Annotated in this window: 28 protein-coding genes and 1 pseudogene; 11 read left to right on the top strand and 18 right to left on the bottom strand. The window is 64.4% G+C overall.

Annotated features, from left to right (window positions below):
- Position 1: 1 nt before the first annotated feature.
- Both LB566_RS05240 and LB566_RS05245 read right to left on the bottom strand, forming a co-directional pair.
- A complete protein-coding gene (locus tag LB566_RS05240; RefSeq protein WP_224623564.1) occupies positions 2-838 on the bottom strand; it encodes an amidohydrolase family protein in 837 nt (278 codons plus the stop codon).
- Positions 839-901: 63 nt separating this feature from the next.
- Positions 902-1,687: an IclR family transcriptional regulator gene (locus LB566_RS05245; protein ID WP_140514524.1), complete on the bottom strand. Its 786-nt coding sequence runs from the start codon at positions 1,685-1,687 to the stop codon at positions 902-904.
- 167 nt (positions 1,688-1,854) lie between these two features.
- Here LB566_RS05245 and LB566_RS05250 point away from each other — a divergent pair, with 167 nt between their 5' ends.
- From LB566_RS05250 to LB566_RS05285, 8 genes are all read left to right on the top strand, one after another.
- Positions 1,855-3,174: an ABC transporter substrate-binding protein gene (locus LB566_RS05250; protein WP_140655549.1), complete on the top strand. Its 1,320-nt coding sequence runs from the start codon at positions 1,855-1,857 to the stop codon at positions 3,172-3,174.
- A gap of 144 nt (positions 3,175-3,318) precedes the next feature.
- The gene (locus LB566_RS05255) at positions 3,319-4,215 is read left to right on the top strand and encodes a carbohydrate ABC transporter permease (RefSeq protein WP_224623565.1); all 897 of its coding nucleotides are present in this window, start codon (positions 3,319-3,321) and stop codon (positions 4,213-4,215) included.
- Entirely contained in the window at positions 4,215-5,081 is an 867-nt protein-coding gene (locus LB566_RS05260) for a carbohydrate ABC transporter permease (RefSeq protein WP_140564375.1), read from the top strand. Before LB566_RS05255 ends, LB566_RS05260 begins: the two co-directional genes overlap by 1 nt.
- A gap of 4 nt (positions 5,082-5,085) precedes the next feature.
- The gene (locus LB566_RS05265) at positions 5,086-6,183 is read left to right on the top strand and encodes an ABC transporter ATP-binding protein (RefSeq protein WP_224623566.1); all 1,098 of its coding nucleotides are present in this window, start codon (positions 5,086-5,088) and stop codon (positions 6,181-6,183) included.
- A gap of 3 nt (positions 6,184-6,186) precedes the next feature.
- On the top strand, positions 6,187-7,299 hold the full coding sequence (locus LB566_RS05270) for a mandelate racemase/muconate lactonizing enzyme family protein (protein WP_140551261.1): 1,113 nt from the start codon (positions 6,187-6,189) through the stop codon (positions 7,297-7,299).
- Positions 7,300-7,309: 10 nt separating this feature from the next.
- Positions 7,310-7,639 (top strand): L-rhamnose mutarotase, encoded by a 330-nt coding sequence (locus LB566_RS05275; protein ID WP_224623567.1) that lies wholly within the window; start codon positions 7,310-7,312, stop codon positions 7,637-7,639.
- On the top strand, positions 7,632-8,708 hold the full coding sequence (locus tag LB566_RS05280; protein ID WP_224623568.1) for a Gfo/Idh/MocA family protein: 1,077 nt from the start codon (positions 7,632-7,634) through the stop codon (positions 8,706-8,708). Before LB566_RS05275 ends, LB566_RS05280 begins: the two co-directional genes overlap by 8 nt.
- Positions 8,709-8,716: 8 nt before the next feature.
- The gene (locus LB566_RS05285) at positions 8,717-9,163 is read left to right on the top strand and encodes a MaoC/PaaZ C-terminal domain-containing protein (protein WP_224623569.1); all 447 of its coding nucleotides are present in this window, start codon (positions 8,717-8,719) and stop codon (positions 9,161-9,163) included.
- 40 nt (positions 9,164-9,203) lie between these two features.
- On the opposite strand, the pseudogene LB566_RS05290 reads toward LB566_RS05285, so the two are convergent.
- The 8 genes and pseudogenes from LB566_RS05290 to LB566_RS05325 all read right to left on the bottom strand — a co-directional run.
- Positions 9,204-9,431: pseudogene (locus LB566_RS05290) on the bottom strand (DeoR family transcriptional regulator); the annotation flags it as partial.
- Positions 9,432-9,558: 127 nt separating this feature from the next.
- Positions 9,559-9,840, bottom strand: coding sequence for a UxaA family hydrolase (locus LB566_RS05295; RefSeq protein ID WP_140551265.1), 282 nt, complete (start codon positions 9,838-9,840; stop codon positions 9,559-9,561).
- A complete protein-coding gene (locus tag LB566_RS05300; RefSeq protein ID WP_224623570.1) occupies positions 9,837-10,736 on the bottom strand; it encodes an NAD(P)-dependent oxidoreductase in 900 nt (299 codons plus the stop codon). The genes LB566_RS05295 and LB566_RS05300 overlap by 4 nt, the downstream gene beginning before the upstream one ends.
- Before the next feature lie 57 nt (positions 10,737-10,793).
- Positions 10,794-12,026, bottom strand: coding sequence for an ABC transporter substrate-binding protein (locus LB566_RS05305; protein ID WP_224623571.1), 1,233 nt, complete (start codon positions 12,024-12,026; stop codon positions 10,794-10,796).
- Positions 12,027-12,050: 24 nt separating this feature from the next.
- A complete protein-coding gene (locus LB566_RS05310; RefSeq protein WP_224623572.1) occupies positions 12,051-12,857 on the bottom strand; it encodes an ABC transporter ATP-binding protein in 807 nt (268 codons plus the stop codon).
- Positions 12,854-13,606, bottom strand: a complete 753-nt coding sequence (locus LB566_RS05315) for an ABC transporter permease (protein WP_224623573.1) — start codon at positions 13,604-13,606, stop codon at positions 12,854-12,856. The genes LB566_RS05310 and LB566_RS05315 overlap by 4 nt, the downstream gene beginning before the upstream one ends.
- The gene (locus LB566_RS05320) at positions 13,603-14,412 is read right to left on the bottom strand and encodes an ABC transporter permease (protein WP_224623574.1); all 810 of its coding nucleotides are present in this window, start codon (positions 14,410-14,412) and stop codon (positions 13,603-13,605) included. The genes LB566_RS05315 and LB566_RS05320 overlap by 4 nt, the downstream gene beginning before the upstream one ends.
- Entirely contained in the window at positions 14,409-15,605 is a 1,197-nt protein-coding gene (locus tag LB566_RS05325; RefSeq protein ID WP_224623575.1) for a UxaA family hydrolase, read from the bottom strand. The genes LB566_RS05320 and LB566_RS05325 overlap by 4 nt, the downstream gene beginning before the upstream one ends.
- A 140-nt stretch (positions 15,606-15,745) precedes the next feature.
- Here LB566_RS05325 and LB566_RS05330 point away from each other — a divergent pair, with 140 nt between their 5' ends.
- Both LB566_RS05330 and LB566_RS05335 read left to right on the top strand, forming a co-directional pair.
- Positions 15,746-16,405: a GntR family transcriptional regulator gene (locus tag LB566_RS05330; RefSeq protein WP_140497561.1), complete on the top strand. Its 660-nt coding sequence runs from the start codon at positions 15,746-15,748 to the stop codon at positions 16,403-16,405.
- Positions 16,402-17,277: an SMP-30/gluconolactonase/LRE family protein gene (locus LB566_RS05335; RefSeq protein WP_224623576.1), complete on the top strand. Its 876-nt coding sequence runs from the start codon at positions 16,402-16,404 to the stop codon at positions 17,275-17,277. Before LB566_RS05330 ends, LB566_RS05335 begins: the two co-directional genes overlap by 4 nt.
- Before the next feature lie 6 nt (positions 17,278-17,283).
- On the opposite strand, the gene LB566_RS05340 is transcribed toward LB566_RS05335, so the two are convergent.
- Together LB566_RS05340 and LB566_RS05345 are read right to left on the bottom strand one after the other, a co-directional pair.
- The gene (locus LB566_RS05340; protein ID WP_224623642.1) at positions 17,284-18,117 is read right to left on the bottom strand and encodes an SDR family NAD(P)-dependent oxidoreductase; all 834 of its coding nucleotides are present in this window, start codon (positions 18,115-18,117) and stop codon (positions 17,284-17,286) included.
- Between the two features lie 195 nt (positions 18,118-18,312).
- Positions 18,313-18,993 carry a GntR family transcriptional regulator gene (locus tag LB566_RS05345; RefSeq protein ID WP_224623577.1) on the bottom strand — a complete coding sequence of 227 codons (681 nt, stop codon included), beginning with the start codon at positions 18,991-18,993 and terminating at the stop codon, positions 18,313-18,315.
- A gap of 259 nt (positions 18,994-19,252) precedes the next feature.
- Here LB566_RS05345 and hutH point away from each other — a divergent pair, with 259 nt between their 5' ends.
- On the top strand, positions 19,253-20,749 hold the full coding sequence (hutH, locus tag LB566_RS05350) for a histidine ammonia-lyase (RefSeq protein WP_224623578.1): 1,497 nt from the start codon (positions 19,253-19,255) through the stop codon (positions 20,747-20,749).
- 42 nt (positions 20,750-20,791) lie between these two features.
- On the opposite strand, the gene LB566_RS05355 is transcribed toward hutH, so the two are convergent.
- From LB566_RS05355 to LB566_RS05380, 6 genes are all read right to left on the bottom strand, one after another.
- Entirely contained in the window at positions 20,792-21,472 is a 681-nt protein-coding gene (locus LB566_RS05355; protein ID WP_224623579.1) for an aspartyl/asparaginyl beta-hydroxylase domain-containing protein, read from the bottom strand.
- Between the two features lie 133 nt (positions 21,473-21,605).
- The gene (locus LB566_RS05360) at positions 21,606-21,821 is read right to left on the bottom strand and encodes a KTSC domain-containing protein (protein ID WP_224623580.1); all 216 of its coding nucleotides are present in this window, start codon (positions 21,819-21,821) and stop codon (positions 21,606-21,608) included.
- 160 nt (positions 21,822-21,981) lie between these two features.
- Positions 21,982-22,902: a sugar ABC transporter substrate-binding protein gene (locus LB566_RS05365; RefSeq protein WP_224623581.1), complete on the bottom strand. Its 921-nt coding sequence runs from the start codon at positions 22,900-22,902 to the stop codon at positions 21,982-21,984.
- Positions 22,903-22,934: 32 nt separating this feature from the next.
- The gene (locus LB566_RS05370) at positions 22,935-23,930 is read right to left on the bottom strand and encodes an ABC transporter permease (RefSeq protein WP_224623643.1); all 996 of its coding nucleotides are present in this window, start codon (positions 23,928-23,930) and stop codon (positions 22,935-22,937) included.
- Positions 23,930-24,928, bottom strand: a complete 999-nt coding sequence (locus tag LB566_RS05375; RefSeq protein WP_224623582.1) for an ABC transporter permease — start codon at positions 24,926-24,928, stop codon at positions 23,930-23,932. Before LB566_RS05375 ends, LB566_RS05370 begins: the two co-directional genes overlap by 1 nt.
- On the bottom strand, positions 24,925-26,424 hold the full coding sequence (locus tag LB566_RS05380) for a sugar ABC transporter ATP-binding protein (protein WP_224623583.1): 1,500 nt from the start codon (positions 26,422-26,424) through the stop codon (positions 24,925-24,927). Before LB566_RS05380 ends, LB566_RS05375 begins: the two co-directional genes overlap by 4 nt.
- Positions 26,425-26,686: the final 262 nt, after the last annotated feature.

Consider the following 26,686-nt stretch of genomic DNA (forward strand, 5'->3'; position numbering starts at 1 on the left):
GTTAAAGCCGCCAGAGCTTGCGGGCGTTCGCCGACAAGAGCTTGTCGCGTTCCGCAACGCTGCAGCCGGCAAGCAGCGCATGGGTCGCCGCCACCCAGGTCGACAGACCGCCACCCAGCGTGCAGACAGGCCAATCGCTGCCCCAGACGACACGATCCCAGCCGAACGAACCGATCGTGTGTTCGACATAGGGCCGCAACGTCTCGACCGTCCAACTGCCGGGATCTGCATAGGCGACGACGCCGGAAATCTTGGCCACGACGTTCGGACGCCGCACGATGTCGCTCATGTGTTCGCGCCACGGGTGCTCGCCATTGCCCTTGATGTCCGGAACGCCGCAATGGTCGAGGACGAACTGGACCTCAGGCGCCAGGTCGGCGAGCGCGATCGCCTTGGGAATCTGGTGCGGCAGCACGACGAGATCGAAGGTGAGCCCGGTGCCGCCAAGCCGCCGGACGTTGTCCCGGAACAGCGCGCCTTCCGAGAGTTCGTCGGGCATGACGTGGAGGACGCGGCGAAAACCCTTGACGAACGGCTTTGCTCGCTGGCGCTCCAGATAGGCCGCAAAGCCGGCCTCTTCCGGACGGCAGGCGGCGATCGCCCCGGCCAGCATGCTGCCGGCCTGTCTCGACAGGCCTTCGATACGTTGGGTCTCGGCCTCGATGTCGGCCGGATCGACATCGACCTCCATATGCAGCACGCGCTCGACGCCGACACGCTGGGCTTCCCCGGCATACTCCTCATAGGAGAAGTCGCGATCGAGTGCCGGCACGCCGGCAAGCCACGGGTAGCGCAGGGCCGAGCGATCGATGAGATGCAGGTGGGTGTCGACGATCATGGCAAGGCTCCTCCCTATGTCTTTCCCATCATCTCACGGAGGAATTCTTCATTCAAATAAGAATTACACCGATGAGCCGACGGCCGACCCAGCCAGACGCGACAGCTTTTCACATGTCGCCAGCAGCAGTTCGATGGTGCGGGTCATGTCCGGCGCGGACGGTGCGTTGACGACGGTGATGTAAGGAATCGAAAGCGCCGCGATGGCCTTGCCGTCGGAGCCGCGCACCGGTGCCGACAGATTGTAGACCCCGGCGGTCTGCATCGAGGCCATCATCTCATATCCCCGTTCCCTGATCTGGTCGAGACGGGCAAAGAACTCGGGCGGCTGCGCGGTATTGTCGGTGCTGCGGACATGTTCGGAGATCATCATCTGGCGCTCCTCCTGCGAACGGAAGGCGAGCAGCACATGTCCCGAACCGGTGTCGAAGAGGCTGATGTGGGCACCGACCCGGATCGAGATGCCCCAGTAGTTCGGCGCCTCCTGCTGGCCGATCACCACGGCGGAACCGCGATCAAAAACAACAAGTTGGTTGGCCTGCTGCGATGTCTCCGCCAGTTCCCGCATCAAGGGCGTCGCATAGGAAACCAGCCGCCGCACCGGCGCGTGCAGTTGCGCCAGGCCGAACAGCTTGAGCGTCAGTGAATAGCGGTCACCGTCGAGCCGCGTAACATAGCCGCGCCGCACCAGCCGGTCCAGCATGCGGTAGAACTCGTTGGGGCTGCGGTCGAGCTTCTTGGCGATTTCCGCCTGCGTCAGGCCGCCGTCGACGCCGGCCAGCAGTTCCAGGATGTCGAGCCCCTTGTCGAGCGCAGGCGCGCGATACCGCTCGTCTTCGCTATCATCCATGGGCTTCCCTCCAGTGAAATCGATTCTTCATATACGCAGGAACGCAGCCGACGGAAACAAATTTCGCCTTGACGTATCCATGAATGTTTTGTTTGTATATGAATGTAACGCTTCTTGTCATCAGACGAGTTGCGGTCGCCGCTGAGGCGCACCCAGGGAGGATACCAATGAACAGACTGCTTTCCGGCGTGTGCGCCGGCGCATTGTTGCTTGCGTCAGGTGCAGGCGCAGCCCTTGCCGGCGACCTGCCCGGCAAGTTCGAAGGCGTTACCGTCGACGTGAAGCTGATCGGCGGCCAGCAATATGAAAAGCTCTACGAGCGCATCCCCGAATGGGAGAAGGCGACCGGCGCCAAGGTCAACATCCTGACCAAGAAGAACGGCTTCGACATCGACAAGGAGTTGAAGTCCGACATTGCCTCGGGCAGCACCAACTGGTGCGTCGGCTGGAATCACTCCTCCTTCGCGCCGCAATATACCGGCCTCTATACCGACCTCAGCAAATTGTTGCCCAAGGAAGAGATCGACGCCTTCGTGCCGTCGACGATCAAGGCGGCGACCATCGATGGCAAGCTGGAGATGCTGCCGCGCGCGCAGTTCGACGTCTCTGCCCTCTATTACCAGAAGAGCCTCTACGAGAACGCCGACAACAAGGCCAAGTTCAAGGCGAAATACGGCTATGATCTGGTGCCCCCGGACACCTGGAAAGAGGTCACCGACCAGGCCGAGTTCTTCGCCAACCCGCCCAATTTCTACGGCACACAGTTCGCCGGCAAGGAAGAGGCGATCAACGGCCGCTTCTACGAGATGGTGGTGGCCGAGGGCGGCGAGTATCTCGACAAGGACGGCAAGCCGGTCTTCAACTCCGAAGCCGGCGTGCGGGCGCTCGACTGGTTCGTCAACCTCTACAAGGCCAAGGCCGTGCCGGCCGGAACCACCAATTATCTCTGGGACGATCTCGGCCAGGGTTTTGCCTCCGGCACCGTTGCCATCAACTTGGACTGGCCGGGCTGGGCCGGCTTCTTCAACGATCCGAAGTCGTCGAAGGTCGCCGGCAATGTCGGCGTCAAGGTCGCGCCGAAAGGCTCGTCCGGCAAGCGCACCGGCTGGTCCGGTTTCCATGGCTTCTCGGTGACCGAGAACTGCCCGAACAAGGAGGCCGCGGCATCGCTGGTGTGGTGGCTCACCAACGAGGACAGCCAGAAGCTGGAAGCCGCCGCGGGCCCGCTGCCGACCCGCACCGCGGTCTGGGACTGGGACCTGAAGCAGGCCGAAAACGATCCGTACAAGAAGGAGGTTCTCTCCGCCTTCCAGGAAGAAGCCAAGCACGCCTTCGCCGTGCCGCAGACGCCTGAATGGATCGAGATCTCGAACGCCGTCTATCCCGAATTGCAGGCGGCGATTCTCGGCGACAAGACGTCCAAGCAGGCGCTCGACGAAGCCGCCGCCAAGGCGACGCAAATCCTCGAAGACGCCGGCAAGCTGTAGAACCGCTCCAAGGCCGCCTCCCCCATCAGTCATGGGGGAGGCGCGCGCGTCTTAAGGCGCGCACTGCCTCGGGTGTTCCACGATGACGACGCCTGCCCCGCCGGGCTCGACAGGCGGCAATCGAATGCAACTCACAGGGTCCCAATGAAGGGCTTCAAGCCATCCGCGCCATTCCTGCTGCTGCTTCCGGCGATCATCGTGCTGGCGGCGGTCGTCGTGGTGCCGTTGCTTTTGTCGCTCTATTCCAGCTTCACGCCGTTCCGGCTGACCAAGCCCGAAACGTTCTTCGTCTTTGTCGGCTTCCGCAATTATCTCTCGATCCTGGCTAACGCCGATTTCTGGTGGGCGTTCGGCCGCACGGTTCTGCTGCTGACCATCGCGCTCAATCTCGAAATGCTGCTGGGCCTCGGCCTCGCCATGCTGGTCGAAAAGGCGACCCGAGGCCAGCGCATCCTGCGCACGCTGATGATGTTTCCGATGATGTTCTCGCCGATCCTCGTCGGCTTCCAGTTCAAGTTCATGTTCAACGACAATATCGGCCTGGTGAACAACGCCCTGCAATCGCTCGGCATCACCAGGGATGCCATCCCGTGGCTGATCGAAGGCCATCTAGCCTTCATCGCCATCTCGATCGCCGAGATCTGGTCATCGACGGCGATCTTCGCCATCCTGATCCTCGCCGGCCTGCTCGCCATGCCCAAGGAGCCCATCGAGGCGGCACGCGTCGACGGCTGCACGCCGTGGCAGACATTCCGTTATGTGACGTGGCCGTTCGTCATGCCTTTCGCCTATATCGCCATGACCATACGCTCGCTCGACGTCGCGCGCGCCTATGACATCGTCAAGATCATGACCGATGGCGGACCGGCCGGCCGCACCGAGCTTTTGTGGACGCTGGTGGCGCGCACCGCCTACAGCGACGGGCGCATGGGCATGGCCAACGCCATGGCCTATTTCTCGATCCTGCTTTCGATCGCCTTCACCGTCTATTTCTTCAACAAGCTCGCCGCGGCGCGCACGCAGATCGGTGCGGAGTGGTGATGGACGAGAATTCTTCCGCCCGCCTCAAGCGCCGGCTGCTGGGCATCGCCTATCGCATCGGCCTGTTCCTGGCGATGCTGACCATCTGCCTGCCCGGCCTGTGGATCGTGCTTTCGTCGCTGCGGCCGACGGTGGAGATCATGGCCAAGCCGCCGGTGTGGATCCCCCAGCAGATCTCGTTCGACGCCTATGTCGCGATGTTCTCAGGCATTGGCAAGGGCGGCATCCCGGTCATCGAATATTTCCGCAACTCGCTGATCATCTCGGTGACCTCGACGGTGATCGCGGTGGCCATCGGCATGGCCGGCGGCTATGCCTTCGCGCGCTACCGTTTCCGCGGCAAGTCGGGCGTCTTCCTCGGCCTGATGCTGACGCGCACGGTGCCGGGCATCGCACTGTCGCTGCCGCTGTTCTTCCTTTACGTGCGGCTCGGCATCATCGACACGCATTTCGGGCTGATCCTGGCCTATGTCGCGCTCAACGTGCCGTTTACGATCTGGCTGATCGACGGCTTCTTCCGTCAGGTGCCGAAGGACCTCGCGGAAGCCGCGCAGATCGACGGCTGCACCCGCTGGCAGGCGTTCTGGCAGGTGGAGTTCCCGCTTGCGGGGCCGGGCATCGCGTCCGCCGCGATCTTTGCTTTTCTGACCTGCTGGAACGAGTTTGCGCTGGCCTCGCAGCTGACCCGTTCGGTCAGCGCCAAGACGCTGCCGGTCGGCCTGCTCGACTACACGGCCGAGTTCACCATCGACTGGCGCGGCATGTGCGCGCTCGCCGTGGTGATGATCATCCCGGCGCTCACCCTCACCTACATCGTCCAGAAACACCTCGTCGGCGGCTTGACCTCCGGCGCGGTGAAAGGCTGATCCCATGGCAACGGTTTCCCTCCAAAAGCTGACCAAGCGCTACGGCAATGTCGGGATCGTGCACGGCATCGACCTCGACATCGCGGACCGCGAATTCATCGCGCTGGTCGGTCCGTCCGGCTGCGGCAAGTCGACGACGCTCCGGATGATCGCCGGGCTGGAAGAGATCAGCGCCGGCTCGATCGAGATCGGCGGCCGTGTCGTCAACGATTTGCCGCCGCGTTCGCGCAACATCTCGATGGTGTTCCAGTCCTACGCGCTTTATCCGCACATGACGGTGCGCGAGAACCTCGGCTTCTCCCTGAAGATCGCCGGGGCCGCCAAGGAGGACATGGAGCGCCGCGTCGCCGAAGCCTCGGCCATCCTCGGCCTCGACACGCTCCTCGACCGTCGCCCGTCGCAGCTTTCCGGCGGCCAGCGCCAGCGTGTCGCCATGGGCCGCGCCATCGTACGCGATCCCGACGTGTTCCTGTTCGACGAGCCGCTTTCCAATCTCGACGCCAAACTGCGCACGCAGATGCGGACCGAAATCAAGAAGCTGCACGCCAAGGTGCGGTCGACGGTGATCTATGTCACCCATGACCAGGTCGAGGCGATGACGCTTGCCGACCGCATCGTGATCATGCGCGACGGCCATATCGAACAGGTCGGCACCCCAGACGAGGTGTTCCGGCGGCCGGCGACACGGTTCGTCGCGGGCTTCATCGGCTCGCCGCCGATGAATTTGCACGAGGCGACGATCGATGACGGCCAACTGGTTTTCGCCAGTGGCGAGAAGCTGCCACTGCCCAACCAGTTCAAACCCAATGTCGCCCGGGGTGACAAGGTGGTGTTCGGGCTGCGGCCCGACGACATCTATCCGACCGGCCATGGTATCAGTTCCGGCGGCGCGGCCGATGTCCACCAGATCGAATTGCCGATCACGGTCACTGAGCCGCTCGGCAACGAGACGCTGGTGTTCGTCGAATTCAACCGCCAAGACTGGGTGTCGCGGATGCTGAACCCACGACCGCTTGGATCGGGCGAGCGGGTGGCCATGAGCCTCGACCTGTCGCAGGCGCATCTGTTTGCCGCCGACACCGGAAAGTCATTGCGGAGCTGAGACATGGCCAAGATCGAGAAAATAGAACTGCGGATGGTGGACCTTGTGCCCAAGGTCAAGCGCACCGATGCGATCCAGAGCTTCGTCAGCCAGGAAACGCCTCTCGTCACGATCACCGATTCCGACGGCGCCGTCGGCACCGGCTACAGCTACACGATCGGCACCGGCGGCTCGTCGGTGATGCGGCTTTTGTCCGACCATCTGGCGCCGCGCCTGATCGGCCGCGACCCCGACATGATCGAGGCGATCTGGCACGATCTCGAATTCGCCACCCACGCAACGACCATCGGCGCGATCACCGCCATAGCCATAGCCGCGATCGACACGGCGCTGTGGGATCTCAGGGCGAAGAAACAGGGCCTGCCGCTGTGGAAGCTCGCCGGCGGCGCCAAGGACCGCTGCCCGCTCTACACGACAGAGGGCGGCTGGCTGCACATCGAGACGCAGGCGCTGGTCGATGACGCGCTGGCCGCCAAGGCCAAGGGCTTTCGCGGCTCGAAGGTGAAGATCGGCAAACCGCACGGATCGGAAGATCTGGCGCGGCTGGCGGCGGTGCGCAAGGCGGTGGGCGACGGCTACGAGATCATGACCGACGCCAATCAGGGATTTTCGGTCGATGAGGCGATCCGCCGCGCGGCGAGGCTGCGTGAACTCGATCTCGCCTGGATCGAGGAGCCGCTGCCGGCGGACGACATCGATGGGCATGTCAGGCTGTCGAACTCGACGCCGACGCCGATCGCCATCGGCGAGTCGCTCTATTCCATCAGGCATTTCCGCGAATACATGCAGAAAGGCGCCTGTTCGATCGTGCAGGTCGATGTCGGTCGCATTGGCGGCATCACGCCCTGGCTAAAAGTGGCGCACGCGGCGGAGGCCTTCGACATCCCGGTCTGCCCGCATTTCCTTATGGAATTGCATGTCAGCCTCACCTGCGCTGTTCAGAACGGCCGGTATGTCGAGTACATTCCGCAGCTTGACCAGTTGACCGGCAAGCGCATGCGCATCGAGGATGGGCAGGCGCTGGCACCCGACGAGCCCGGCATCGGCATCGATTGGGACTGGGACGCGGTCAAGGCCATGAGCATCGCCGAATTCACCACGGCGATCACCAAATAGGAGAACTGATATGCAGCGGATGGGAATGGTGCTGGGACTGAAGCCGGAAAAGGTCGAGGAGTATGTCCGCCTCCATGCCGCCGTCTGGCCCGACGTGCTGACCATGATCTCGGCCTGCAACATCAAGAACTATTCGATCTACCTGAAGCGGCCGGAGAACCTGCTGTTTGCCTATTTCGAATACCATGGCACCGACTATGCCGCCGACATGGCCAAGATGGCGGCAGACCCGAAAACGCAGGAATGGTGGGCCCTCTGCATGCCTTGCCAGGAGCCGCTGGCGACCCGCAAGGAGGGCGAATGGTGGGCTTCGATGGACGAGGTCTTCCATCATGACTGATGGCGGTTTCGACCCTGCCTCACTCATCCAGTCCTGGCCTAAGCCTACAAAGCCCCGGCCGATCGTCACCTTTGGCGCAGGTTCGATTGTCGGCGATGCCCATTTTCCCGCCTACCGGAAGGCCAAGTTTCCGATTGCCGGCCTCTATGATCCGGACCAGGCCAAGGCGCGGACGCTGGCCGAGAAATGGGGGGTCACCGCATTCCGCTCCGTGGAAGAAGCCGCCGGAATCAACGACGCGATCTTCGATCTCGCGACACCGCCCGGTCGGCATGCCGAGATCCTGAAGGCGCTTCCCGAGGGGGCCGTCGCACTGATCCAGAAGCCGATGGGCAACTATCTCGGCGAGGCAACCGAAATCCTCGAAATCTGCCGCTCCAGGAAACTCAAGGCTGCGGTGAATTTCCAACTGCGTTTCGCGCCGATGATGCTGGCGCTCAAGGATGCCATCGCCAAGGGGTGGCTCGGCGAGTTCGTCGACTTCGACGCCTGGCTGGCGCTGGCGACTCCTTGGGAATTGTGGGAATTCCTGCTCAAGGCGCCGCGTGTCGAGATCGCCATGCATTCGATCCACTATCTCGACCTCGTCAGGCAATTGCTGGGCGATCCCAAAGGGGTGCACGCCAAGACGCTCGGCCACCCCAACCATACCGTGGCTCAGACGCGCACCAGCGCCATCCTCGATTATGGCGACACCGTGCGCTGCGCGCTGTCGATCAATCATGATCACAAGTTCGGGCGCCGGCACCAGGCCTGCGAATTCCGCATCTGCGGCACCGAGGGCGCGGCCTATCTCAAACTCGGCCTCAATCTCGACTATCCCCGCGGCGAACCGGATGTCCTGGAGATATACCCGAAAGGCGGGACGGATTGGATTGCCGTGCCACTCGCCGGCGAATGGTTCCCCGATGCCTTTGTCGGGCGCATGGCCAATGTCCAGCGCTTTGCTTGCGGGGAAGACGAGGAGTTGGTCAGCTCGGTCGAGGACGCCTGGAGCACGATGGCGCTGGTGGAAGCCGCCTATAAATCGAGCGCGGCGCCGGCGACGCCGCTGGCCGAAAAGCCGTAAGGCAGGACATGGAACAGACAATTTATTTCGAAGACTACGAGATCGGCTCCTCGCGGCTGACCAGCGGCCGCACCATTACCGAGACCGACTTCATCGTCCATGCCGGACACACCGGCGATTTCTTCCCACACCATATGGACGCCGAGTTCATGAAGACGACGCCGTTCGGCCAGCGCATCGCACACGGCACGCTGGTGTTCTCGGTCGGGATCGGACTGACGGCGAGCGTCGTCAACCCGGTTGCCTTCTCCTATGGATATGACCGGCTGCGTTTCATCAAACCGGTGTTCATCGGCGACACGATCCGCACGCGCACCACCATCGCAGCCAAAGAGGACGATCCGAAGCGGCCGGCCGCGGGCCGGGTGATCGAGCGCTGCGAGGTGATCAACCAGCGCGATGAAGTGGTGCTGGCCGCGGACCACATCTACATCGTCGAACGCAAACCCGGCTGAGGCAGCGCTACGATCCCGTGGCGCGGGCGGTGATGCGCTCCATCGCCGGCTCGCTCGGCTCGAAGCGAGCGGCGCCGCCATGCACGATGCCGAGCCGTCCCTGGTCGGAAAGCAGCTTCAGGTCGCGGCGGATGGTCTCGCGCGAGACGTCGAAGAAACCGGCCAGTTCGGCGACGCTGACGGAGCCCTGGACGCCCAGGCGCCTCAGGATCTCGTCATGGCGGCGGGGAGCAAGGGCACGTGCCGGCAGACGGCTGTCGGGGGACATGAAGAGCCTCATATCGAACGAATGATGTTGCAATATGTGGCAGTGAACCGGCCAGGAGGCAACCGCAAGGACGGCGTGGCCATGGCCGATCGATAAGGTCCGGCCTGTTCGGGATGCTGGTCCGGCGTCAGCGTCCGCGCAGGCTTTGCAGATTGTGCACGTGGACGTGGTCGCCGGCCGCCACGGCAGCCGTCAGGCGGCCGATCGCCTCGCCGTATTTGCGTATGATGGAGCCGGCGGCCAAGTCATGCAACGCCAGCTTATGGCCGGCTTGCAGCGCGGCGCCGGCCTTGAGGACAAGCCCCTCGCGGGCGCCTCGCGTCGTCACTTCGGCGCCTGCCTCGACTGGTTCGACGAGGACAGCCACGTCGTCGTCAGCGTGCAGCACTATGGCTCCAGGCTTGGTCATGCGCCGGCAAGCCGGACCTGGACGCCGGTCGCGTCTTCGCGCAGCTTCAGCACGGCGCCGACGTCCTTGCCGGACATGCCGGCGTCCATCGCCTCCCTGAGCACGGCGAGCGTGGCGCCCCCGACCGGCGTCTCGACGCCGAGCGCATCGTTCATCGCCAGGGCAAGCCGGCAATCCTTGTGGGCAAGCTTGACCATGAAGCCGGGCTCGAAGTCGCCCTTGAGCGCGCGATTGTGCATCGCCACCGCCAATTGCTGGTTCCAGGCCATCGTCGTCTTCAGCACGCTGATCATGGTGTCGAGCGTCAGGCCCGCCTTGGCGCCGGCGACCAGCGCCTCGGAGCTGGCCGTGATCAGCACGCTGGCCAGCAGGTTGTTGGTGAGCTTCATTGCCTGCCCCATGCCGAGCCCGCCGCAATGGATGAGGTCGGCCCCCATGCTCGACAGGATCGGGCGGGCGCGCTCCAGCACGGCGGCATCGCCGCCGATCATCAGCGTCGAGGTTCCGGCGATGGCGTGCTCCACCGTCTTGCCGACCGGGCTGTCGATCATGTCGACGCCGCGCTGCGCCAGCCATGCTCCGATGCGCTGGGTGGTCTGCGGGTCGATCGTGCTCATGTCGATATAGAGGCTGCCGGCCTTGAGGCCCTGACCGATGCCGTCGGCACCGAGCACGGCGGCCTCCACATCAGGCGCATCCGGCAGCATGGTGATGACGATTTCCGATTGCTGCGCAACCTCGCGCGGCGACGCCGCCGCCCGGGCGCCGGCGTCGACCAGTTTTTTCACCGCCGCGGGATTGAGGTCGAAGACCGTCAGTGGGTGCCCCGCCTTGAGCACGTTGCGGGCCATCGGTGCGCCCATGGTTCCAAGTCCGACAAAACCGACTGACGTCATGGATCAGCTTCCTTCCCTGAATGACTCTACTGCGAATGCGCGTGCCGCCCGAACTCCTCAGGACGGCACTTTCCACTGGTCGAGCTGCCATGCCGGCAGGCCACGCAGATCCTTGGCATTCTTGTCGGTGAAGCCGCTTTCGTCCGGGACCTTGCCCGTGCCCTCATAGGCTTTCTGAAGCAGCGGCGCCGCTTTGCCGAAGGCCGCCTTGACCTGGTCCCAGCTCAGCGCCTCAGGAATCATCTTGCCGGCAACCATGAACTGGGAGATCTGGCTGATCGCCGCTGCATCGCCTTCGGTCGGCCAGATCCAGCCGCGCTGGAAAAGCACCTCGTCGCCGATGACCTTGGCGCCCAGCGCGGGATCGAGCCCCCAATATTTGACAACCGACTGCGAGATCTCCCGCGGGTCGATCTTCTGGAGATCGGCGAGCGCGCGTTGCGCGGCCGTCAGGAAGGCTTGGCCGAGCGCGGCATCGTCGCCGACGATTCGATCGCTGCATATCCAGAAGGAGCGATGCAGGTAGTAGCCGTCGGGGTAGAATTTCGACTTCTTGACACCGGGCAGCATGTGCCCCTCGCCCTCGCCCGCGGGTCCGCTGTAGCCGGCCTCGGTATAGCCGAACGAATTCATGATCCCGGTGAGGCCGGTTTCGGCATTCGCCTTCAGGAAGGCCGGGTAGATCACCACCGACGCGTCCATGCCCTCCGGCAGGGACGCGGCAACGGCCTGGGTCGGCGTGTTGACGATGTTGATGCCGAAGGCGCGCGGGTCGGCGTCGCCCAGTTCCTGCAGCAGCATTTGCGAGAGCGCGTTGTAGGGATCGCCGCCGACAAGCGCGCCGACGGTCTTGCCCTTGAGGTCACCGATGTTCTTGATGGCGGAGCCCTTGCGGGTCGCCAGCACCATGCGCATGTGGCCCTCGCCGACGGTGAGAATGTTGATCGGCTGCGCCTGCGAAAGCAGCCGCACGATCGGCGTGTTGCCCCACATGCCGATGTCGAGATCGCCGGAGACGAAAGCTTCCACCATCGGCAGCGCGGAGGGATAGTCGCGCCAGTCGACTGTCAGGTCGTAGCCGAGTTCGGCAGCCGCCTTCTCCAGCAGCTTTTCGTTGATCATGCGTTGCGTCAGCGGCGAGTTGCCGGCCGCGTAAGGCTGGCGGCCGATTGAGACCTTGGCCGGCTTGCGATCCTGCGCCCGCACGATCGATGGCATGGCCAGCACGGCAGCCGCGGCACCACTCAGGACTGCGCGTCGGTTGAATGCGGTTTCCAGAAGTTTCCTCATGACAATCCTCTCCCTGTTGTCGCTTCAGTTCATCGTTGCGCGGTAAGCCTCTTCGCGGATCAGTTCCCAGATCGATTGGCTGAGCCTGGCGAAATCGCCGGAGCGCCGCGTCTCGTCGCCGCGCGGCCTGGGCAGGTCGATGTCGATGACCTGCTTCAGGCGGCCCGGATGGCTGCTGAGCACCGCGACCCGGTCGGCCAGGAACACCGCCTCGTCTATGGCGTGCGTGATGAAGACGACCGTCCGCCGCAGGGTGGCGGGGCGGTCCTGCCCCCAGATGCGCAGCAATTCGTCTTGCAGGATGACGCGGGTCTGCGCGTCCAGCGCCGCCAGCGGCTCGTCCATCAGCAGGATTTCCGGCTCGTTCGCCATCAGGCGCGCCAGTGCCACGCGCTGGCGCATGCCGCCCGATAGCTGGTGCGGGTACTTGTCCTCGGAGCCGGTCAGGCCGACCATTTCGACGGTGCGGTTGACGCGGTCGGCGCGCTGCGCGGGCGAAAGCCCTCGCCCGGCCGGCCCATAGATCAATCCGAACTCGACATTGCCGCGCACGGTGCGCCAGGGAAACAGGGCATAGTCCTGGAACATCACGCCGCGTTCGGCCCCCGGTCCTTCGATCGGCCTGCCGTTCAGGCTCATCGTGCCCGACGTCGGCCTGTCGAGGCCGGCGAGCATGTTGAGAACGGTCGTCTTGCCGCATCCGGACGGGCCGACGATAGCCATGAACTCGCCGGCCCTGATGTCCAGCGACAGGCTGTCGACCGCCACCACGGAGGCAGATCCCCCGAAGGATTTGCTGACGCCGTCGAGGCGGATCTTGGCATCGCTCATGGCTGGCTCCACGGTACGGCGAAGGCGAGTGCGGCACGCAGGATGCGGTCGAGCGCGAAGGCTACGATGCCGACCGCGATCATGCAGACCACCATGCCGTTGAGGTTGATCGAGTAGGCGTAGAAGACGAACATCATCTGGCCGATGCCGCCGCTGCTGCCGGACTTGGCGCCGACCGCAAGTTCGGCGGCAATGATCGCCGTCCAGGCGATGCCGAGGCCGATGCGCATGCCGACCAGAATGGATGGCAAGGCGGCCGGCAGCAGCACCACCCGCATCCGCGTCAGCGGCGCCAGCCCCATGGTCAGCGCGGCGCGCATCAGACTGGGCTCGATACGCTTCACGCCCGAGATGGTGTTGATCAGGATCGGGAAGAAGGCGGCATAGGCAACGATGGCGACCGCTGCCCTGGAACCCGAGCCCAACCAGAGGATAACCAGGGGCAAGATGGCAAGTGCCGCTATCGGCCGGAAGGTCTCGACCAGCGGATCGAGATTGCGCTCGACGGCCGGGATGCTGCCCATGGCGATGCCAAGCGGGATCGCCAGCAGCGCGGCTGCCGCGAAGCCGGCGAAGACCCGTCCGAGGCTGGTGGCAAGACCGGCCGCGAGATCGCCGTCGCGCAGCATGGAAATGGCCGTTTCGGCGACCGTGCTGGGACGTGGCGCCTGAGCGGAGCCGGAAGCGAGAGCTTCCCAGACGACCAGCAGCAGCACGGGAACGACGAGGCGAAGCGCAAGCCTTTTCATCGCGCTGCCTCCGTCCGCGCCCATGGGGTCAAGACATCCGAGAGCCAGCGCAACCCCTTGTCCGTCAGGAAGCCGAGCAGGCCGATGGTGACGATGAAAGCCATCACCGTCGGCGTCGACAGCATGCTGCGGTAGTATTCGATGGCGTAGCCGAGGCCGTTCGGCGCCCCTACCAGTTCGGCAGCGACGACGGCGGTCCACGACGCCGCCACGGCAAGCCGGGCCGAGACCAGGATCGCCGGCAGCGCCGCCGGAACGATGACGCGCCGCATGATCGCCGGTCCGGATAGGCCCATCGTGCTGGCCGCCGCGACGAGCCGCCTGTCGACGGAGGCGGCGCCCGCGGCGGTGCCGACCAGCAGCGGGAAGAAGGCGGTATAGAACATGATGAAGAGCGGCAGCCGATGGCCGATGCCGAAGATGTAGAGCGCAAGCGGTATCCAGGCGATGCCGGCTATCGGCCGCAGGATCTCCACCGGCAGTTCAAGCAGATCGTTCCAGAGCCGGCTGCGGCCCATCAGCAGTCCGAGCGGCACCGCCATCGCGGCGGCCGCCGCGACGCTTGCCAGCAGCCGGACAAGGCTGATCCCTGCATTGCCGAGCAGTTCGCCGTTGAGGGCCGTATCGCGCAGCGCAAGCGCAACCGCCACCGGCGACGGCAAGAGCAGCTTCGAAGGCACGAAGAACGATGCGACATACCAAGCGATCACGAACAGGCCCATCGTGCGCAAATACACGAACAGGCTGGCCAGGCGCGCAAAGCGCAGTGTCCTTTGGCCGGCGTCGTTCGAGGAGATAGCCGTCACAACGAGCCTCGCACGCGGGTCGGAACTTCGAGCCCTTCTCCCAAAATCTCGCCGAAGGTGAGCGTGCCACCGGCGACATCGAGGATGGTCGCCAGCAGCCGGTTTGCCGCTTCGGTGACGGTTTCGGTCCCCTCCGAAACCGGGCTGGCGTCGAAATCGATCTGCTCAGGCAGCCGGCGGGCCGTCTCGCGCCGCGCCGTGATCTTGATCGTCGGCGCGAGCGCGCTCGCGGTGCTGTTGCCTGGTCCGGTTGTGAACAGCATGATCTGGGCACCGGCCGCGGCGAAGCCTGTCATCGATTCCGGCGAGAAGGACGGACCGTCCATGAGGTAGAGGCCGCCGGTGGTGACCGGCTCGGCCATGCCGAGCACGCCGTCGATCCGGCAAGTTCCCGTCTTGGCCAGGGCGCCGAGCGACTTCTCCTCGATCGTGCTCAACCCGCCGCGTATATTCTCCTCGCCCGGATTGTTGCCGGTCAGGCTGTGGCCGGACGCGGCGGCGAAGCCTTCCTTGCGCTCCACAGCCTGCAGGATCTGTCGTGCCACCGTTGCATCGCGGGCGCGCGCCGCGAGTATATGTTCTGCCCCCAGCCACTCGACGGTCTCACCGACAATGACGGTGCCGCCATGCGAAACCAGAAGATCGACCGCGGCCCCCACGACCGGATTGCTGACCAGACCCGAGGTCGCGTCGGAATGGCCACACTCGATGCCGACCACCAGCTGCGCGCCGGGCAAGGTCTCGCGCCGGATCCGCGAAGCCTCGCGCAGCAGCGCCGCGCCGCGCCTGATGCCCTCGCCCATGACCGACAGCATGTCCTCATGCTGCTCGGCGAAGGAAACGCTGGCGACCGGCTTGCCGCAAGCCGAAATGCGGGCCGCGACCATCTCGGTCGTCGCCGAATCCACTCCGACCACCAGAACGGCGGCGGCGTTCGGATTGCGGCCGAGACCGACAAGTTGATCAAGATGCAGGCCGAGGTCCGGCTCGATGTGCCCCCTGCCCGCGCTCGTCGCGGCCAGAAGCGCGCCTTCGAGACCCGCCGCGATTCGCTCGCTGACACGCAGCGCCAAACCATTGATGCACAGGATCAGCACATAATTGCGGATTCCGGCGCGGCCGTCGGCCCGCCTGTAGCCAATGAATGGCGGCAGGCCGTCGATTTTCCCGGCACCGGAGGCAGGCAGTGGCATTGGCGTTTCCAACCGTCGCGAGCGTGGCGATCTCTTTAAATCTCAATATTTGATCAAATGTCGCCTTGGCAAGGGCAAAATTGACTTCTTTCGATCGCCGTGCGAGCAATATTTGCTCAAATCAGGGTAGGCTTGGATGCATGGCGCGTATTCCCGACGTTCAGAAGCTTCTTCGTGACGACATCGTTTCCGGAGCCATTCCATTCGGGGCAAGGCTGAGGATCGACGATCTCGCCGGCCGTTATGGCGTGAGCCACATGCCGGTGCGCGAGGCCTTGCGCGCCTTGAGCGGCACCGGGCTGGTCGTGCTGGAACCCAATCGCGGCGCCAGCGTCAGGACGGTCCACATGTCGTTTGTGATCGACCTGTTCGATATCCGCAGCGCCGTCGAAACGATGCTGGCGCGCCGCGCCAGCGAACGGCGCACCGCCGAGCATCTGCGCGATCTGAAAGCCGCGCAGGACATGCTGGAGCAAAGGGTGGCCAGCGACGACTTCCTTGCCGTCCCGCATGCCAACAACATCTTTCATGGCGTCATCAACGAGGCGGCGGGCAATCCGGGCGCGCTGTCGATGGTGGACCGGAACTGGCTACTGGTGGCGGCGATCTGGCAACGCTACGGCTATGACGAGGGGCGCTTCCATGGCGTCATCGACGATCATCGCCATATCATCCGGGCCATAGAGCGCCAGGATGCCGGCTCGGCGGCGACCTTGATGGGCGCGCATATCGAAAAGGCCAAACACGACCTCCTGGCGCGCATCGCCGTCGATCCCAAACCCGATATCGGCCGGCAATGACGGCCCGGTTGGAGGTCGCGGCGTCGACGGGCGACACGCTCGGCGAATCGCCGACATGGCTGGCGCGGGGCGGAGAGTTGTTCTGGGTCGACCTGCGGCGCCCTTGCCTGCACAGGCTGCGACCCGAGACAGGAGCGGTGACGTCGTGGCCGATGCCTGAGGTCATCGGCTCGGTGGTTCCACGAGCATCGGGCGGTGTCGTCGTGGCCTTGCGGCAAGGTCTTCAGGCATTCGATCCCGCCAGCGGCGCACTGAGCCTGTTGGCGCGCGTGGAGGACGGGCCGCCCGAGCATCGGCTGAACGACATGAAGTGCGATCCCGGCGGCGGCATAGTCTGCGGCAGCATGTGGGACTATGGGCTGCATGCGTCCGGGGCGCTTTACCGGATCAACGCCGCCGGAAGTTCGAGCCGGATCCGCGACGGGATCGCCGTGCCCAATGCGATCGCCTTTGCCCCGGATGGCCGCACCGTCTACTTCACGGATACACGGCAAGGCGACATAGAGCGGGCGGATTTCGACCCGGCGACCGGATTTGTGGGGCCGTGGTCCCTGTTCGCCGACCGGCACGCGGCGCCTGGAAAGCCCGACGGCGCCACCGTCGATGCGGACGGCTTCCTCTGGAATGCGCGCTACCAAGGCGGCTCGCTGGCGCGGTTCGCGCCCGACGGCCGGCTCGACAGGCTGGTCCCTCTGCCAGTCACCCAGCCGACCTCCTGCGCCTTCGGCGGCCCGGACATGAAGACACTGTATGTGACCACCGCGACGCAAAAGCTGACGGAGGCTCAACTGGCCAAGGAGCCTCTGGCAGGTTGCCTGCTTGCGCTCGATGTCGGCGTGGCCGGACTGCCGGAGCCGGCTTTCGCCGGTTAGCCTCTGTTATTGCCAGCCGAGATGACGGCCACCCGTCGCCTGCAGGTCCGCTCCGGTGATGAAGCTGCCGGCGTCGGAGCAAAGCAGCAACGCCGCTCCCGCCATCTCGCGCGCCTCGCCGGCGCGCTGCATCGGGGCGGACCCCTCCTGGATCTCGGCCCATTTGGCCGCGTCCTCGCGGCGCCAGCGATTGCGCTCGGTAACGACAAGTCCCGGCGACAAATTGTTGATCGTCACCCCGTACGGCGCATAATCCTTGGCAAGGTTGAACGACAGATTGTGCTGCGCGCTCTTCAGCGCGGCATAGACGGCGAGATCGGATTCGGGCCGCGTTTGGTTGATGCTGCCGATCGTCAGCACACGGCCCCAGCCACTGTCCTTCATGCCGGGCAAGGCGGCCTGCAGCAGTTCGATCGTCGCCTTGAAGTTGATCTGGATCTGGCGCTCGATCTGCTCGGCGGGAAGGTCGAGGAACGGTGTGCGGTACTGGATCGAGGCGCAGACGACAAGCACGTCCACACCACCCAACGCCTCGATCGCCGCCTGGACACAGCGGGCCGCCTCCCCGGCCCGAGCGAAATCAGCATCGATGGCGACGCCGCGCCTGCCCTTCCCGAGAATTTCACGGACAGCTTCGGCGGCCGCATCCGGCTGCCCGAATGCCACGTCGGCGTCGCGAGCGAAATGGACGGCCACATCGGCGCCCGCCTCGGCAAAAACCCGCACGATCTCACGACCGATGCTGACGCTGCCGCCGGTCACCAAGGCGCGCCGGCCGGCCATCGTGAAGCGCTCGGCAAGAGCCAGCGCATTCTGGATGTCGATCTCTTCCTTTTGCACCGTCAATGGCCCAGCCTTTCCAATTTGATCATTCTTCTCGTCGGAATGCCCTTCAAAACCCATTTCTGGGAAAAAATCTAGAACCAATTCGTCTATTTGATCAAATATGAGCACAACTGAAAAGCAGCGTGGTTGACGGCAGCTGCCAGGCGCAAGGCGTACAGACCGTCACGCATCTATTGGGTTGGACAAGTTCTAAGGTTTTCGCGACAGACCGTCGCCTTCTATGGCGTTGACCAATGTCTCGCTGCCTTGGCGCAGATGCTGCGTCAAAATGCTGACGGCCTTGCCGGCGTCGCGTCGCCGGCAAGCGGCCAAGAGGTCGCGATGCTCCGTCTGCGAGCGGGTGCGGTAGTCGAGGTTCGACAACAGGATACGGACGTAGCGGTCGGCGGCATTATGGTGCGCCTCGATCAGGCCGAGCAACCGGCGATTGCCGCAGGCGTCATAAAGCGCCAGATGAAAGGCCCGGTTCAGCACGCCCCACCTGCCGACATTGCGCTCGGCATCGATCTGATCGAGCACCTGTTCGGCCTCGTCCAGCTTGCCGCCGGGCAGGCCGAGGATGGAGAGCCGCAGCGCCTCGCACTCGAGCAGTTCGCGCACGGCATAGATTTCGCGGATCTCGTCGCCGTCCATTCTGGCGACGTGCGCACCCTTTGTCGGGTGGATGGATACGATGCCTTCGGCCTCGAGCTGACGAAGGGCGTCCCGGATTGGCATCCGGCTGAAGCCAAACTGCTCGGCCAGATCATCCTGGCGCAACGTCGTGCCGGCCTTCAGGGTCCCGCTGGCAATGGCCTCGCGCAAGACATTGGCGACCTGCTCGGCAACCGTTTGCGGCCTCTCGATCAAGCCTTCGCCAAATCCGCGCAATCCATGCTCCCATTCCACGCATCGTCAGCTTAGGGGAAAGCTTCATTCTCGGATATAGGTATCCATGTGTACGAGATGTGTAAGAGAAGAGTGGCAAGCCGGCCGCGATGCGGCGGCATCGACGCGGGATCCCGCGGCGAAATCCTTCGAAACGGGAATGGCTTGCAGTTTGGCCCGCGGAAACAGCAAAACTGGCAACCGCCGGCCGCATGCGGTCAGGCCGGCGCGGCATTGGCGGCAGCGATCATGGGGGCAGGATATGACACTCAGAATGGTAGTGCTTGACGGCAAGCCGCTCAGTGCGGCTGATGTGGCCGAGGTCGCACGGCGCAACGCCCGCCTTGAGTTGGGCGGTCAGGCGATGCGCCGCATCCGCGAGAGCCGTGCGCTCATCGAGCATCTCACGGAACTTGGCAAGCCCATGTATGGCGTCACCACCGGTCTCGGTGCGTGCGTGGATACTCCGCTTGCGCAGGCCGATCTAATCGCGTTCCAGCACAGCGTACCGCTCAGCCATAGTATGGGCATCGGCCCCGCCCTTCCGACGGAGGCCGTGCGGGCGCTTATGGCCGCAAGGATTTCAGGCATGGCGGCCGGCGGCACCGGCACCTCCGAACGTGTAGTCATGGGCCTCGTGGCGGCGCTCAACGCCGGGGTTCATCCGGTGATCCCCAGTTGGGGATCGATCGGGGCGGCGGACCTTGCCGCTCTCGGGCATATGGCGAGGGCACTGCGCGGCGACGGCGAAGCGGAGTTCCAGGGCAAGATCATGCCGTCCGCCGAGGCGCTGGCCCTCGCCGGGCTCGAACCACTCAACCTGCGCGAAAAGGACGGCCACGCCATCATCGTCGCGAACAGCCTTTCGACCGGAACGGCATGTCTGTGCCTGGAAGACGTCGACCATCTCATCGACTGGTCTCTGGCGGCCGTGGCCCTCAATTATGAGGCATTCCGCTCATCCGTCAGCGCAATCAGCGAGGAGGCGCTGTCAGCCCGCCCGGCATTCGGCCAGCGCGAGATCGGCACGCGTCTGCGGGTGGAACTGGCGGGAAGCGGCTTGTGGGAGGACAACGCCGCGCGGCGTCTCCAGGACCCGCTCAGCTACCGCTGCGTGCCGCAGGTGTGGGGCGGCCTGCTGTATGCGTTCGAACAGGCGAAGCTGGCGACGGAGATCGAACTGGCCCACTCAGGCGACAACCCGGTTATCCTGCCGGAGATCGAGCGGGTCATCTCGAACGGCAACTTCGACCTGACGGCGATGACGCTGGCCTGGGAACAGCTCGGCCAGGCGCTTGCGCATTGCGCGGTCGGCACCGCCAACCGTTGCATGAAGCTGATGTCGCCGATAACGGCGGAGCTGCCGCGCTTCCTGTCGGCCAGGGGTGGGAGCCGCCAGGGCTATGCGGAGCTGCAGAAACCGCTTGCCGCGCTGGAAGTCGAGATCCGGCACCTCGCCAACCCGATGTCGCTCAGCCCGCTTGCCGTTTCGGACGGCATCGAGGATCAGTCGTCGATGGCCCCGCGCGTGGTGGCCAAGACCGCCGAGATCGTCGAGCGCCTGCGTTATCTCGTTGCGATGGAACTGATCTTTGCGGCTACGGGGGTGGAATTGCGCGGTGTCGTCGACAGCATGGGCGAGGGACCGCAGCGCACCTTCGCCGCCGTGCGCTCCCTTGTCAGCCCGCTTGACGATGACCGCGAAATGAGCACGGACATGACACGGATCGCACGGATGGTGGCGGGCCCACGCAACTGACGCGCCAAGGCGCTCGGCGAGCCCCGTGGCCCGCGGCTCCCTTCACGCAGAAAAGGACACGCCCCTGCGGCGCATGCCTGCCTGCACGCCGTGGACGATCAGCCGTGACAGGATTTCCATGTCGGGCGGCATTCGTGGACGCCAGATATCCAAAAGCAGGGCCACACGAGGCTTGTCGGCGTTGTTCGTCACTTCGTGAGGGAACGTGTCGTCCCACAACAGGCATTCGCCGTCGGCGATCCGCCTCTCCTGATGATTGATCATCATGACCGTTGCCGGACGGCCATCTGCCTGCCGAGGGATCACAAGGCCGAGATGGAACCTCATTATACCCCTGAAAGGGCCGCGATGGCTGGGGATGTGCTTGCCCGGAGCCAGGAAAGAGATCGCCGCCGACTTCACTTCAGGGCATTCCGCAAGCAGCCGGTCGAGGACAGGCATCCGCGCGAGGTTTTGCGGAACCGCGATATCGTAGGCCTTCAGCACGAACATACGCCAGTCGCGACCGTCATTGGCCGAGATGTCGGCCTGTTCAGGCATGATGTCGTGGAAGCGGGGCGCCTTGCCCACGGCAAGCGCTTCGTCGCGAATGGCCTGCCAGGCGGCCGTGAACTTGGTGGCGTTTGGAAATTCGCTGGCGGCATCGAGGATCGCCGGCGCGTCGATGCGCTTTTCGTAGATCCGCCGCACCAGACCGGATGCAAGATCGTAAACTTGAGACATTTCATGGCCTCGAGGACATCATGAAACGAATATCCGGCAATTAAGTTGCTGATCTTGTTCGGCGTATGCCTGTCAGCACGAATTCGTGACCGACGAACAGTCCCGCGACCCCGCGCTTTGTTGCTGGCGTGCGTCAGCGTTCAGGGGCGCGTTCGACCAGACGAAACCTGTAGCGATCCCGTATGAATTCATTGAAGAAGCGCCCCTTGGAAGAGGCGGCTTTGAAGGCAGCGTAGGTCTCGGGCTCCACGTCTTCGTAGTCATAGCGATTTCCGCTCGGCACGAACCAGACCGAAAGCACCTTGGTGGCGGGATGGTACTGTGTGCTGCGGATGGCCGTAGAAGGCATTGGCGTTCTCCCGGATGGATAATCCGGGGCGCAAACGGAAGTTCCAACTGTGCCGGGCAGCCTTGGCTGGCAGGCCTTCCTGTAACGGGCAGCGCAGCCGGATCGTCCGTTCCAGAAGATGAAGGAGCCGGCCCGGTTCTGCCGAGCCGGCCCCAGGGGATCAGAACGCCGGCTCGACCGCGTTGACATTGTCCTTGGTGACGACCGTCAGCGGGATCGGCAAACGGTCCTTGACCTCCTTGCCGTCCATGATCTCCGCCATGGTGTTGATGGCCAGGCGGCCGTCCTCGACCGGTGACTGCACGATGGTGGAGTACATTTCGTTGGTGCGGATCGATTCGAACGCATCCTTCTGGCCGTTGATGCCGACGATCGGCGGTGCCGCCTTGGACGGATTGGCCTCCTTCCAGGCGTCGATGAAGCCGCGCGCCATGGTGTCGTCGTTGGCGTAGACGCCGCTGATCTGGTCGCCGAAACGGGTGATCAGGTCGCGGCTGATCACCAGCGCCTTCTGCTGGTCGAAATCGGCATTGACCGTGTCGAGCACCTTGATGTCGGCATTGGTTTCCTTGAGACGGTCGGTGAAGCCCGTCACACGGCCGATCGTTGTGCCGTTGCCAGCCTGGCCGGCGATGATGACGACGGAACCCTTGCCACCCAGCGCCTTGCCGAGCGAGTCGGCCGCAAGCTTGCCTTCCTCGTAGACGTCGGGCCCGGTGAACGACTTGATGAACGGCTTGGCATCGTCGCTCATCGGCGAGTTGATGAGGATCGCGGGAATGTTCGCCTGCTGCGCGCGGGCAAGGCCCGGTATGTAGGCCTGCGGGTCGAGCGGCCACAGGATGATGCCGTCAACTTTGCGCGCAACGCAGGTGTTGAGCTGCTCGGTGCCCTTCTGGACATCGAAATCCTGGCTGAGGCTCAGGATCTCGATGCCGAGCTCGCCGGCGCGCGCCTGGAGCGCCTTGTTGGCCGGCGTCGCATAGGCATGCGAATCCGCTGCCGTGACGTAGCAGACCGTCTTTGCACCGGCCCAGCCCGTCGAGGCCAGTATCGCCGCCATGGCGGTGATGTGGAGCATGCTTTTCCTGCCAACCATAGGTTTCCTCCCGATCATGTATTTCCTCCTTGAGTGATTGGATTGTCGCGAATGAGCGCGGGGCCTGTGCCCGGCGCCCTCCCCTTTGTAGTCACGGCCCGATCGAGCACGACGAGCAGGATCAGGATAAGCCCCGACACGACCTGCTGGACGTATGCGGGAACGGATTGGAACTCCATCGCGATGGTCAGCGAGCCGATCGTCAGCACGCCGCCAAGCGTGCCGAGCGCGGATCCCTTGCCGCCTTCGAGGCGGGTTCCGCCGACCACGACCGCGGCAATGACGCCGACCGTCAGTTCCGAGCCGAAGACGGGCGAACCGGTGTTGGTGACGAGGCTCTGGAGAACGCCTGCGAGACCGGCGAGCGTGCCGGCGAAGACGAAGCCCAGAAAAACGATGCGATCGGAGGCGATGCCGCTCTCCTTGGCTGCCGCCGGATTGGACCCCACCGCAAAGACATTTCGGCCCGGTATGGTACGCGTCAGCCAGACATGCAGCAGCACGATCAGAACGATGAACAGCGCACTGCGGATGGTGAAGATTTCGAGATGGATCTTGGCAAACGCCAGCGAAAGCATGATGTCGGTGCCGGTCACCGGCTGGCTGTCGGTGATCCAATGCGCAAGCGAGCGGAAGATCAGCATCGTCGCCAGCGTCAGCACCAGCGAGTTCACCTTCAGCCCGACGACCAGCGCGCCGTTGATGGCGCCTGCCAGCATGCCGACCAGGATACCGACAAGTCCGGCGGGCAGGATGCCGATCTCGCGCTGCAGGATTACCGACATGATTCCCGCCAGCGCGAACACCGCGCCGCCGGAGAGGTCGATCTGGCCGGCGACCAGAAGCACCGTAAGTCCAATGGCGATCAGGCCGATCGTCGCCGCCCGGTCGAGGCCGAGTCCGAAGGTCGATGCGGAGAAATAACCCGGAACCACCAGGGCGGAAATAATCAGCGTCAGGCCAAGGATGATCACCACCCTGTGCCGCGAGGCAAGCGCCAGGAAGCGCATCACGCCACCCCCCGCTTGCGCAATGCCACATCCATGCCGACGGCGCCGACGATGAGGATGCCGAGGACAAAACCCTGGATCGGCGTGCGCACGCCGTCGAGCACCATGACGTTGGTCAAAAGCTGCACGAAGATCAGGCCCGCGATCGCCCTCGGCACCGAGCCGAAACCGCCGATGATCGACACGCCGCCGACCACGACCGCGGTGATTGCGCTGAACTCGTAGCCGGCGCCGATCAGCGGCCGCGCGCTTTGCAAGGTCAGGCCCAGCAGGCCGCCGCTGACGCCCGAAGCCAACGCCGTGATCACGAACGCACCGGCCTTCACCGCCTCCACCGGCACCGCGCTCGCCTCGGCGGCGCGGTAATTGCCGCCCGTGGCGAGCGTCCACCTGCCCCAGAAAGAGCGCGAGAGGACGAAATGCCCTATGAGAGCGATCAGCAGGAAAATCAACACCACGACCGGGACGCCAAAGAGCCGGCCCTTGGCGAATTCGGCCGAAGCGGGATTGTTGCCATAGACGATGACGCCGCCGACGGCCGCCTGCACGATGCCCAGCCCGATGGTGCCGATGCCGAGCGTGGCGATGATGGGATTGATACCGACATAGCCGACCAGCACGCCGTTGAGCAGGCCGATAAGGCCCGCAAGCGCCACCGCCAGGACGAAGGCAGGAACCGGCCCGATCATTGGCTGCAGCCCGAGCGAAAGGATGGCCCCGCAGGCGATGGCGGCCGGCACCGACAGGTCGGCCAAGCCGCCGGCCACGAGCACGAAAGTCATGCCGACGACGACGATGCCGACAATGGACATCGACGTCAGGACGTTGAGCAGATTGCCTGTGGTGAAGAAGGCGGAGCTGACGAACGAGCCGTAGAGCATCACTGCAAGGATGGCAAAGCCAAGCCCCGCCTTGGACAGGACATCGGCAAGCCTGCTGCCACGCGTGAAGCGGTCATTGCGGGTCGCCGCGCTGGTCTCCATGGCCGCGTCGGTCATGCCGCCTCCTCCCCCGTCGCCAGCGCCATGATGCGCTCCTCGCTCAGTTCGGCGCGGGCGAGCGGCTCCGATGCACGGCCGTCGCGCATCACCACGACGCGATCGCAGACGCCGAGGATTTCGGGCAGTTCCGACGAGATCATCGCCACCGCCATGCCGTCGGCCACGAGCCGGCCGATGATGCTGTGGATCTCGGCCTTGGCGCCGACGTCGACGCCGCGCGTCGGCTCGTCGAGAATAAGTACGGAGGGCTTGGCCGCGAGCCATTTGGCGATAACCGCCTTCTGCTGGTTGCCCCCCGACAACAGGTTGATGCGCCGCTCCCCGTCGGGCGGCGAAATGGAAAACTGCTTCACATAGGTCGCCGCCAGCGAGCGGTCGGCGATGCGCCTGATGCGGCCGAAGCTGGTCAGACGCCGCAATATCGGCAGGCTGATGTTCTCGCGGACCGACATGCCCGGAACGATGCCGTCGCCCTTGCGGTCCTCGGGGACGTAGGCGATCCCGGCTCGCACCGCTTCGGAAGGAGAGTTGATGGCGACCTTGCGCCCGTTGACGCTGACCGTTCCCTCCACCAGCCGCGACAGGCCGAAGATGGCGCGCGCTACCTCGGTGCGGCCCGCCCCGACCAGTCCGGTCAAGCCCAGTATCTCGCCAGCGCGCACATCGAAGCTGACATCGCGGAAATGCGCCCCGTCGCCGATGCGTTCGACACGCAGCACGGACTTGCCGATCGCGGCTGGGCTTTTCGGGAACACGTTGCTGACCTCGCGGCCAACCATCAGCCTGATCATTTCGGCCGCGGTTATGCCGTCTATCGGACGGGTCTCGATCATTGAGCCGTCGCGCAGCACGGTCACCTCGTCGGCGATCTCAAGAACCTCCTTCAGCCTATGGCTGATGTAGACGATGGCGATGCCGTCATCGCGCATCTTGCGAAGGATCCGGAACAGCGCCGCGGTTTCGTGCTCGCTCAGGCTCGACGTCGGCTCGTCCAGCACGACGATCCTGGGCTGCGCCGCATAGGCCTTGGCGATCTCGACCAGTTGCTGCTGGCTGATCGACAGGTCGCCGAGCCGCTCGCGCGGGTTGATGGCCGCGCCCAGCTCGTCGAGGACGGCGGCGGCCTTCCTGACCATTTCGCCCTTGCGCAGCCAGCTGCATCTGCCGGGCATGCGGCCGAGATAAACGTTCTCCGCGACGGTCAGGTCGGGAATAAGATTGATCTCCTGATGCACCATGCGGATGCCGAGCACCTGGGCGTCGGCGGGACGCCGCATGCGCACTTCGGCGCCGCCGACGAGGATTGTGCCGGCGGTCGGAGCATAGGATCCGTTGAGCACCTTCATCAGCGTCGACTTGCCGGCGCCATTCTCGCCGACGACGGCATGGACGGTGCCGAACCGGACGGCGAAATTGACGTTCGACAGGGCCTTCACGCCGGGAAAGGTCTTGGAGATGCCTCTCATGTCCAGGGCACAAACGGCGGCACTCATCTAGGCTTGGTCCTCCCTGGTAGCATGCGGCCGGTAGCGTTATGTTAGTATAATGGAACTTCCAGGCACGGTTCGGCCCACCTCGAGCCGGCCCGAAGGCCCCCTTCAGCGCATCCGCACCAGGCACTTCATCATAGACTGAAATCACGCAACGGGCGGCACTATTGCACTAATATAATAGTTCTGGCAAGCTGGATCTGACCGCTCCGTCACTGGCGTCGGATCGCAACGAGCCCCGCGTCGCATACAGGTGCATTCCGTT

Origin of the sequence: Mesorhizobium sp. CA13 (assembly GCF_020165235.1) — a bacterium.
In the GTDB taxonomy this organism is placed as follows: Bacteria; Pseudomonadota; Alphaproteobacteria; order Rhizobiales; family Rhizobiaceae; genus Mesorhizobium.

Bases quoted from the DNA above. Each gene is read 5' to 3' on its own strand.
- LB566_RS05270 (WP_140551261.1), top strand. From the start codon at position 6,187: ATGGCCAAGATCGAGAAAATAGAACTGCGGATGGTGGACCTTGTGCCC.
- LB566_RS05315 (WP_224623573.1), bottom strand. From the start codon at position 13,606: ATGAAAAGGCTTGCGCTTCGCCTCGTCGTTCCCGTGCTGCTGCTGGTC.
- LB566_RS05285 (WP_224623569.1), top strand. From the start codon at position 8,717: ATGGAACAGACAATTTATTTCGAAGACTACGAGATCGGCTCCTCGCGG.
- LB566_RS05355 (WP_224623579.1), bottom strand. From the start codon at position 21,472: ATGTCTCAAGTTTACGATCTTGCATCCGGTCTGGTGCGGCGGATCTAC.
- LB566_RS05380 (WP_224623583.1), bottom strand. From the start codon at position 26,424: ATGAGTGCCGCCGTTTGTGCCCTGGACATGAGAGGCATCTCCAAGACC.
- LB566_RS05365 (WP_224623581.1), bottom strand. From the start codon at position 22,902: ATGCTCCACATCACCGCCATGGCGGCGATACTGGCCTCGACGGGCTGG.
- LB566_RS05325 (WP_224623575.1), bottom strand. From the start codon at position 15,605: ATGCCACTGCCTGCCTCCGGTGCCGGGAAAATCGACGGCCTGCCGCCA.
- LB566_RS05240 (WP_224623564.1), bottom strand. From the start codon at position 838: ATGATCGTCGACACCCACCTGCATCTCATCGATCGCTCGGCCCTGCGC.
- LB566_RS05245 (WP_140514524.1), bottom strand. From the start codon at position 1,687: ATGGATGATAGCGAAGACGAGCGGTATCGCGCGCCTGCGCTCGACAAG.
- LB566_RS05330 (WP_140497561.1), top strand. From the start codon at position 15,746: ATGGCGCGTATTCCCGACGTTCAGAAGCTTCTTCGTGACGACATCGTT.
- LB566_RS05250 (WP_140655549.1), top strand. From the start codon at position 1,855: ATGAACAGACTGCTTTCCGGCGTGTGCGCCGGCGCATTGTTGCTTGCG.
- LB566_RS05255 (WP_224623565.1), top strand. From the start codon at position 3,319: ATGAAGGGCTTCAAGCCATCCGCGCCATTCCTGCTGCTGCTTCCGGCG.
- LB566_RS05275 (WP_224623567.1), top strand. From the start codon at position 7,310: ATGCAGCGGATGGGAATGGTGCTGGGACTGAAGCCGGAAAAGGTCGAG.
- LB566_RS05375 (WP_224623582.1), bottom strand. From the start codon at position 24,928: ATGACCGACGCGGCCATGGAGACCAGCGCGGCGACCCGCAATGACCGC.
- LB566_RS05370 (WP_224623643.1), bottom strand. From the start codon at position 23,930: ATGCGCTTCCTGGCGCTTGCCTCGCGGCACAGGGTGGTGATCATCCTT.
- LB566_RS05295 (WP_140551265.1), bottom strand. From the start codon at position 9,840: ATGACCAAGCCTGGAGCCATAGTGCTGCACGCTGACGACGACGTGGCT.
- LB566_RS05360 (WP_224623580.1), bottom strand. From the start codon at position 21,821: ATGCCTTCTACGGCCATCCGCAGCACACAGTACCATCCCGCCACCAAG.
- hutH (WP_224623578.1), top strand. From the start codon at position 19,253: ATGACACTCAGAATGGTAGTGCTTGACGGCAAGCCGCTCAGTGCGGCT.
- LB566_RS05265 (WP_224623566.1), top strand. From the start codon at position 5,086: ATGGCAACGGTTTCCCTCCAAAAGCTGACCAAGCGCTACGGCAATGTC.
- LB566_RS05310 (WP_224623572.1), bottom strand. From the start codon at position 12,857: ATGAGCGATGCCAAGATCCGCCTCGACGGCGTCAGCAAATCCTTCGGG.
- LB566_RS05280 (WP_224623568.1), top strand. From the start codon at position 7,632: ATGACTGATGGCGGTTTCGACCCTGCCTCACTCATCCAGTCCTGGCCT.
- LB566_RS05335 (WP_224623576.1), top strand. From the start codon at position 16,402: ATGACGGCCCGGTTGGAGGTCGCGGCGTCGACGGGCGACACGCTCGGC.
- LB566_RS05300 (WP_224623570.1), bottom strand. From the start codon at position 10,736: ATGACGTCAGTCGGTTTTGTCGGACTTGGAACCATGGGCGCACCGATG.
- LB566_RS05260 (WP_140564375.1), top strand. From the start codon at position 4,215: ATGGACGAGAATTCTTCCGCCCGCCTCAAGCGCCGGCTGCTGGGCATC.
- LB566_RS05305 (WP_224623571.1), bottom strand. From the start codon at position 12,026: ATGAGGAAACTTCTGGAAACCGCATTCAACCGACGCGCAGTCCTGAGT.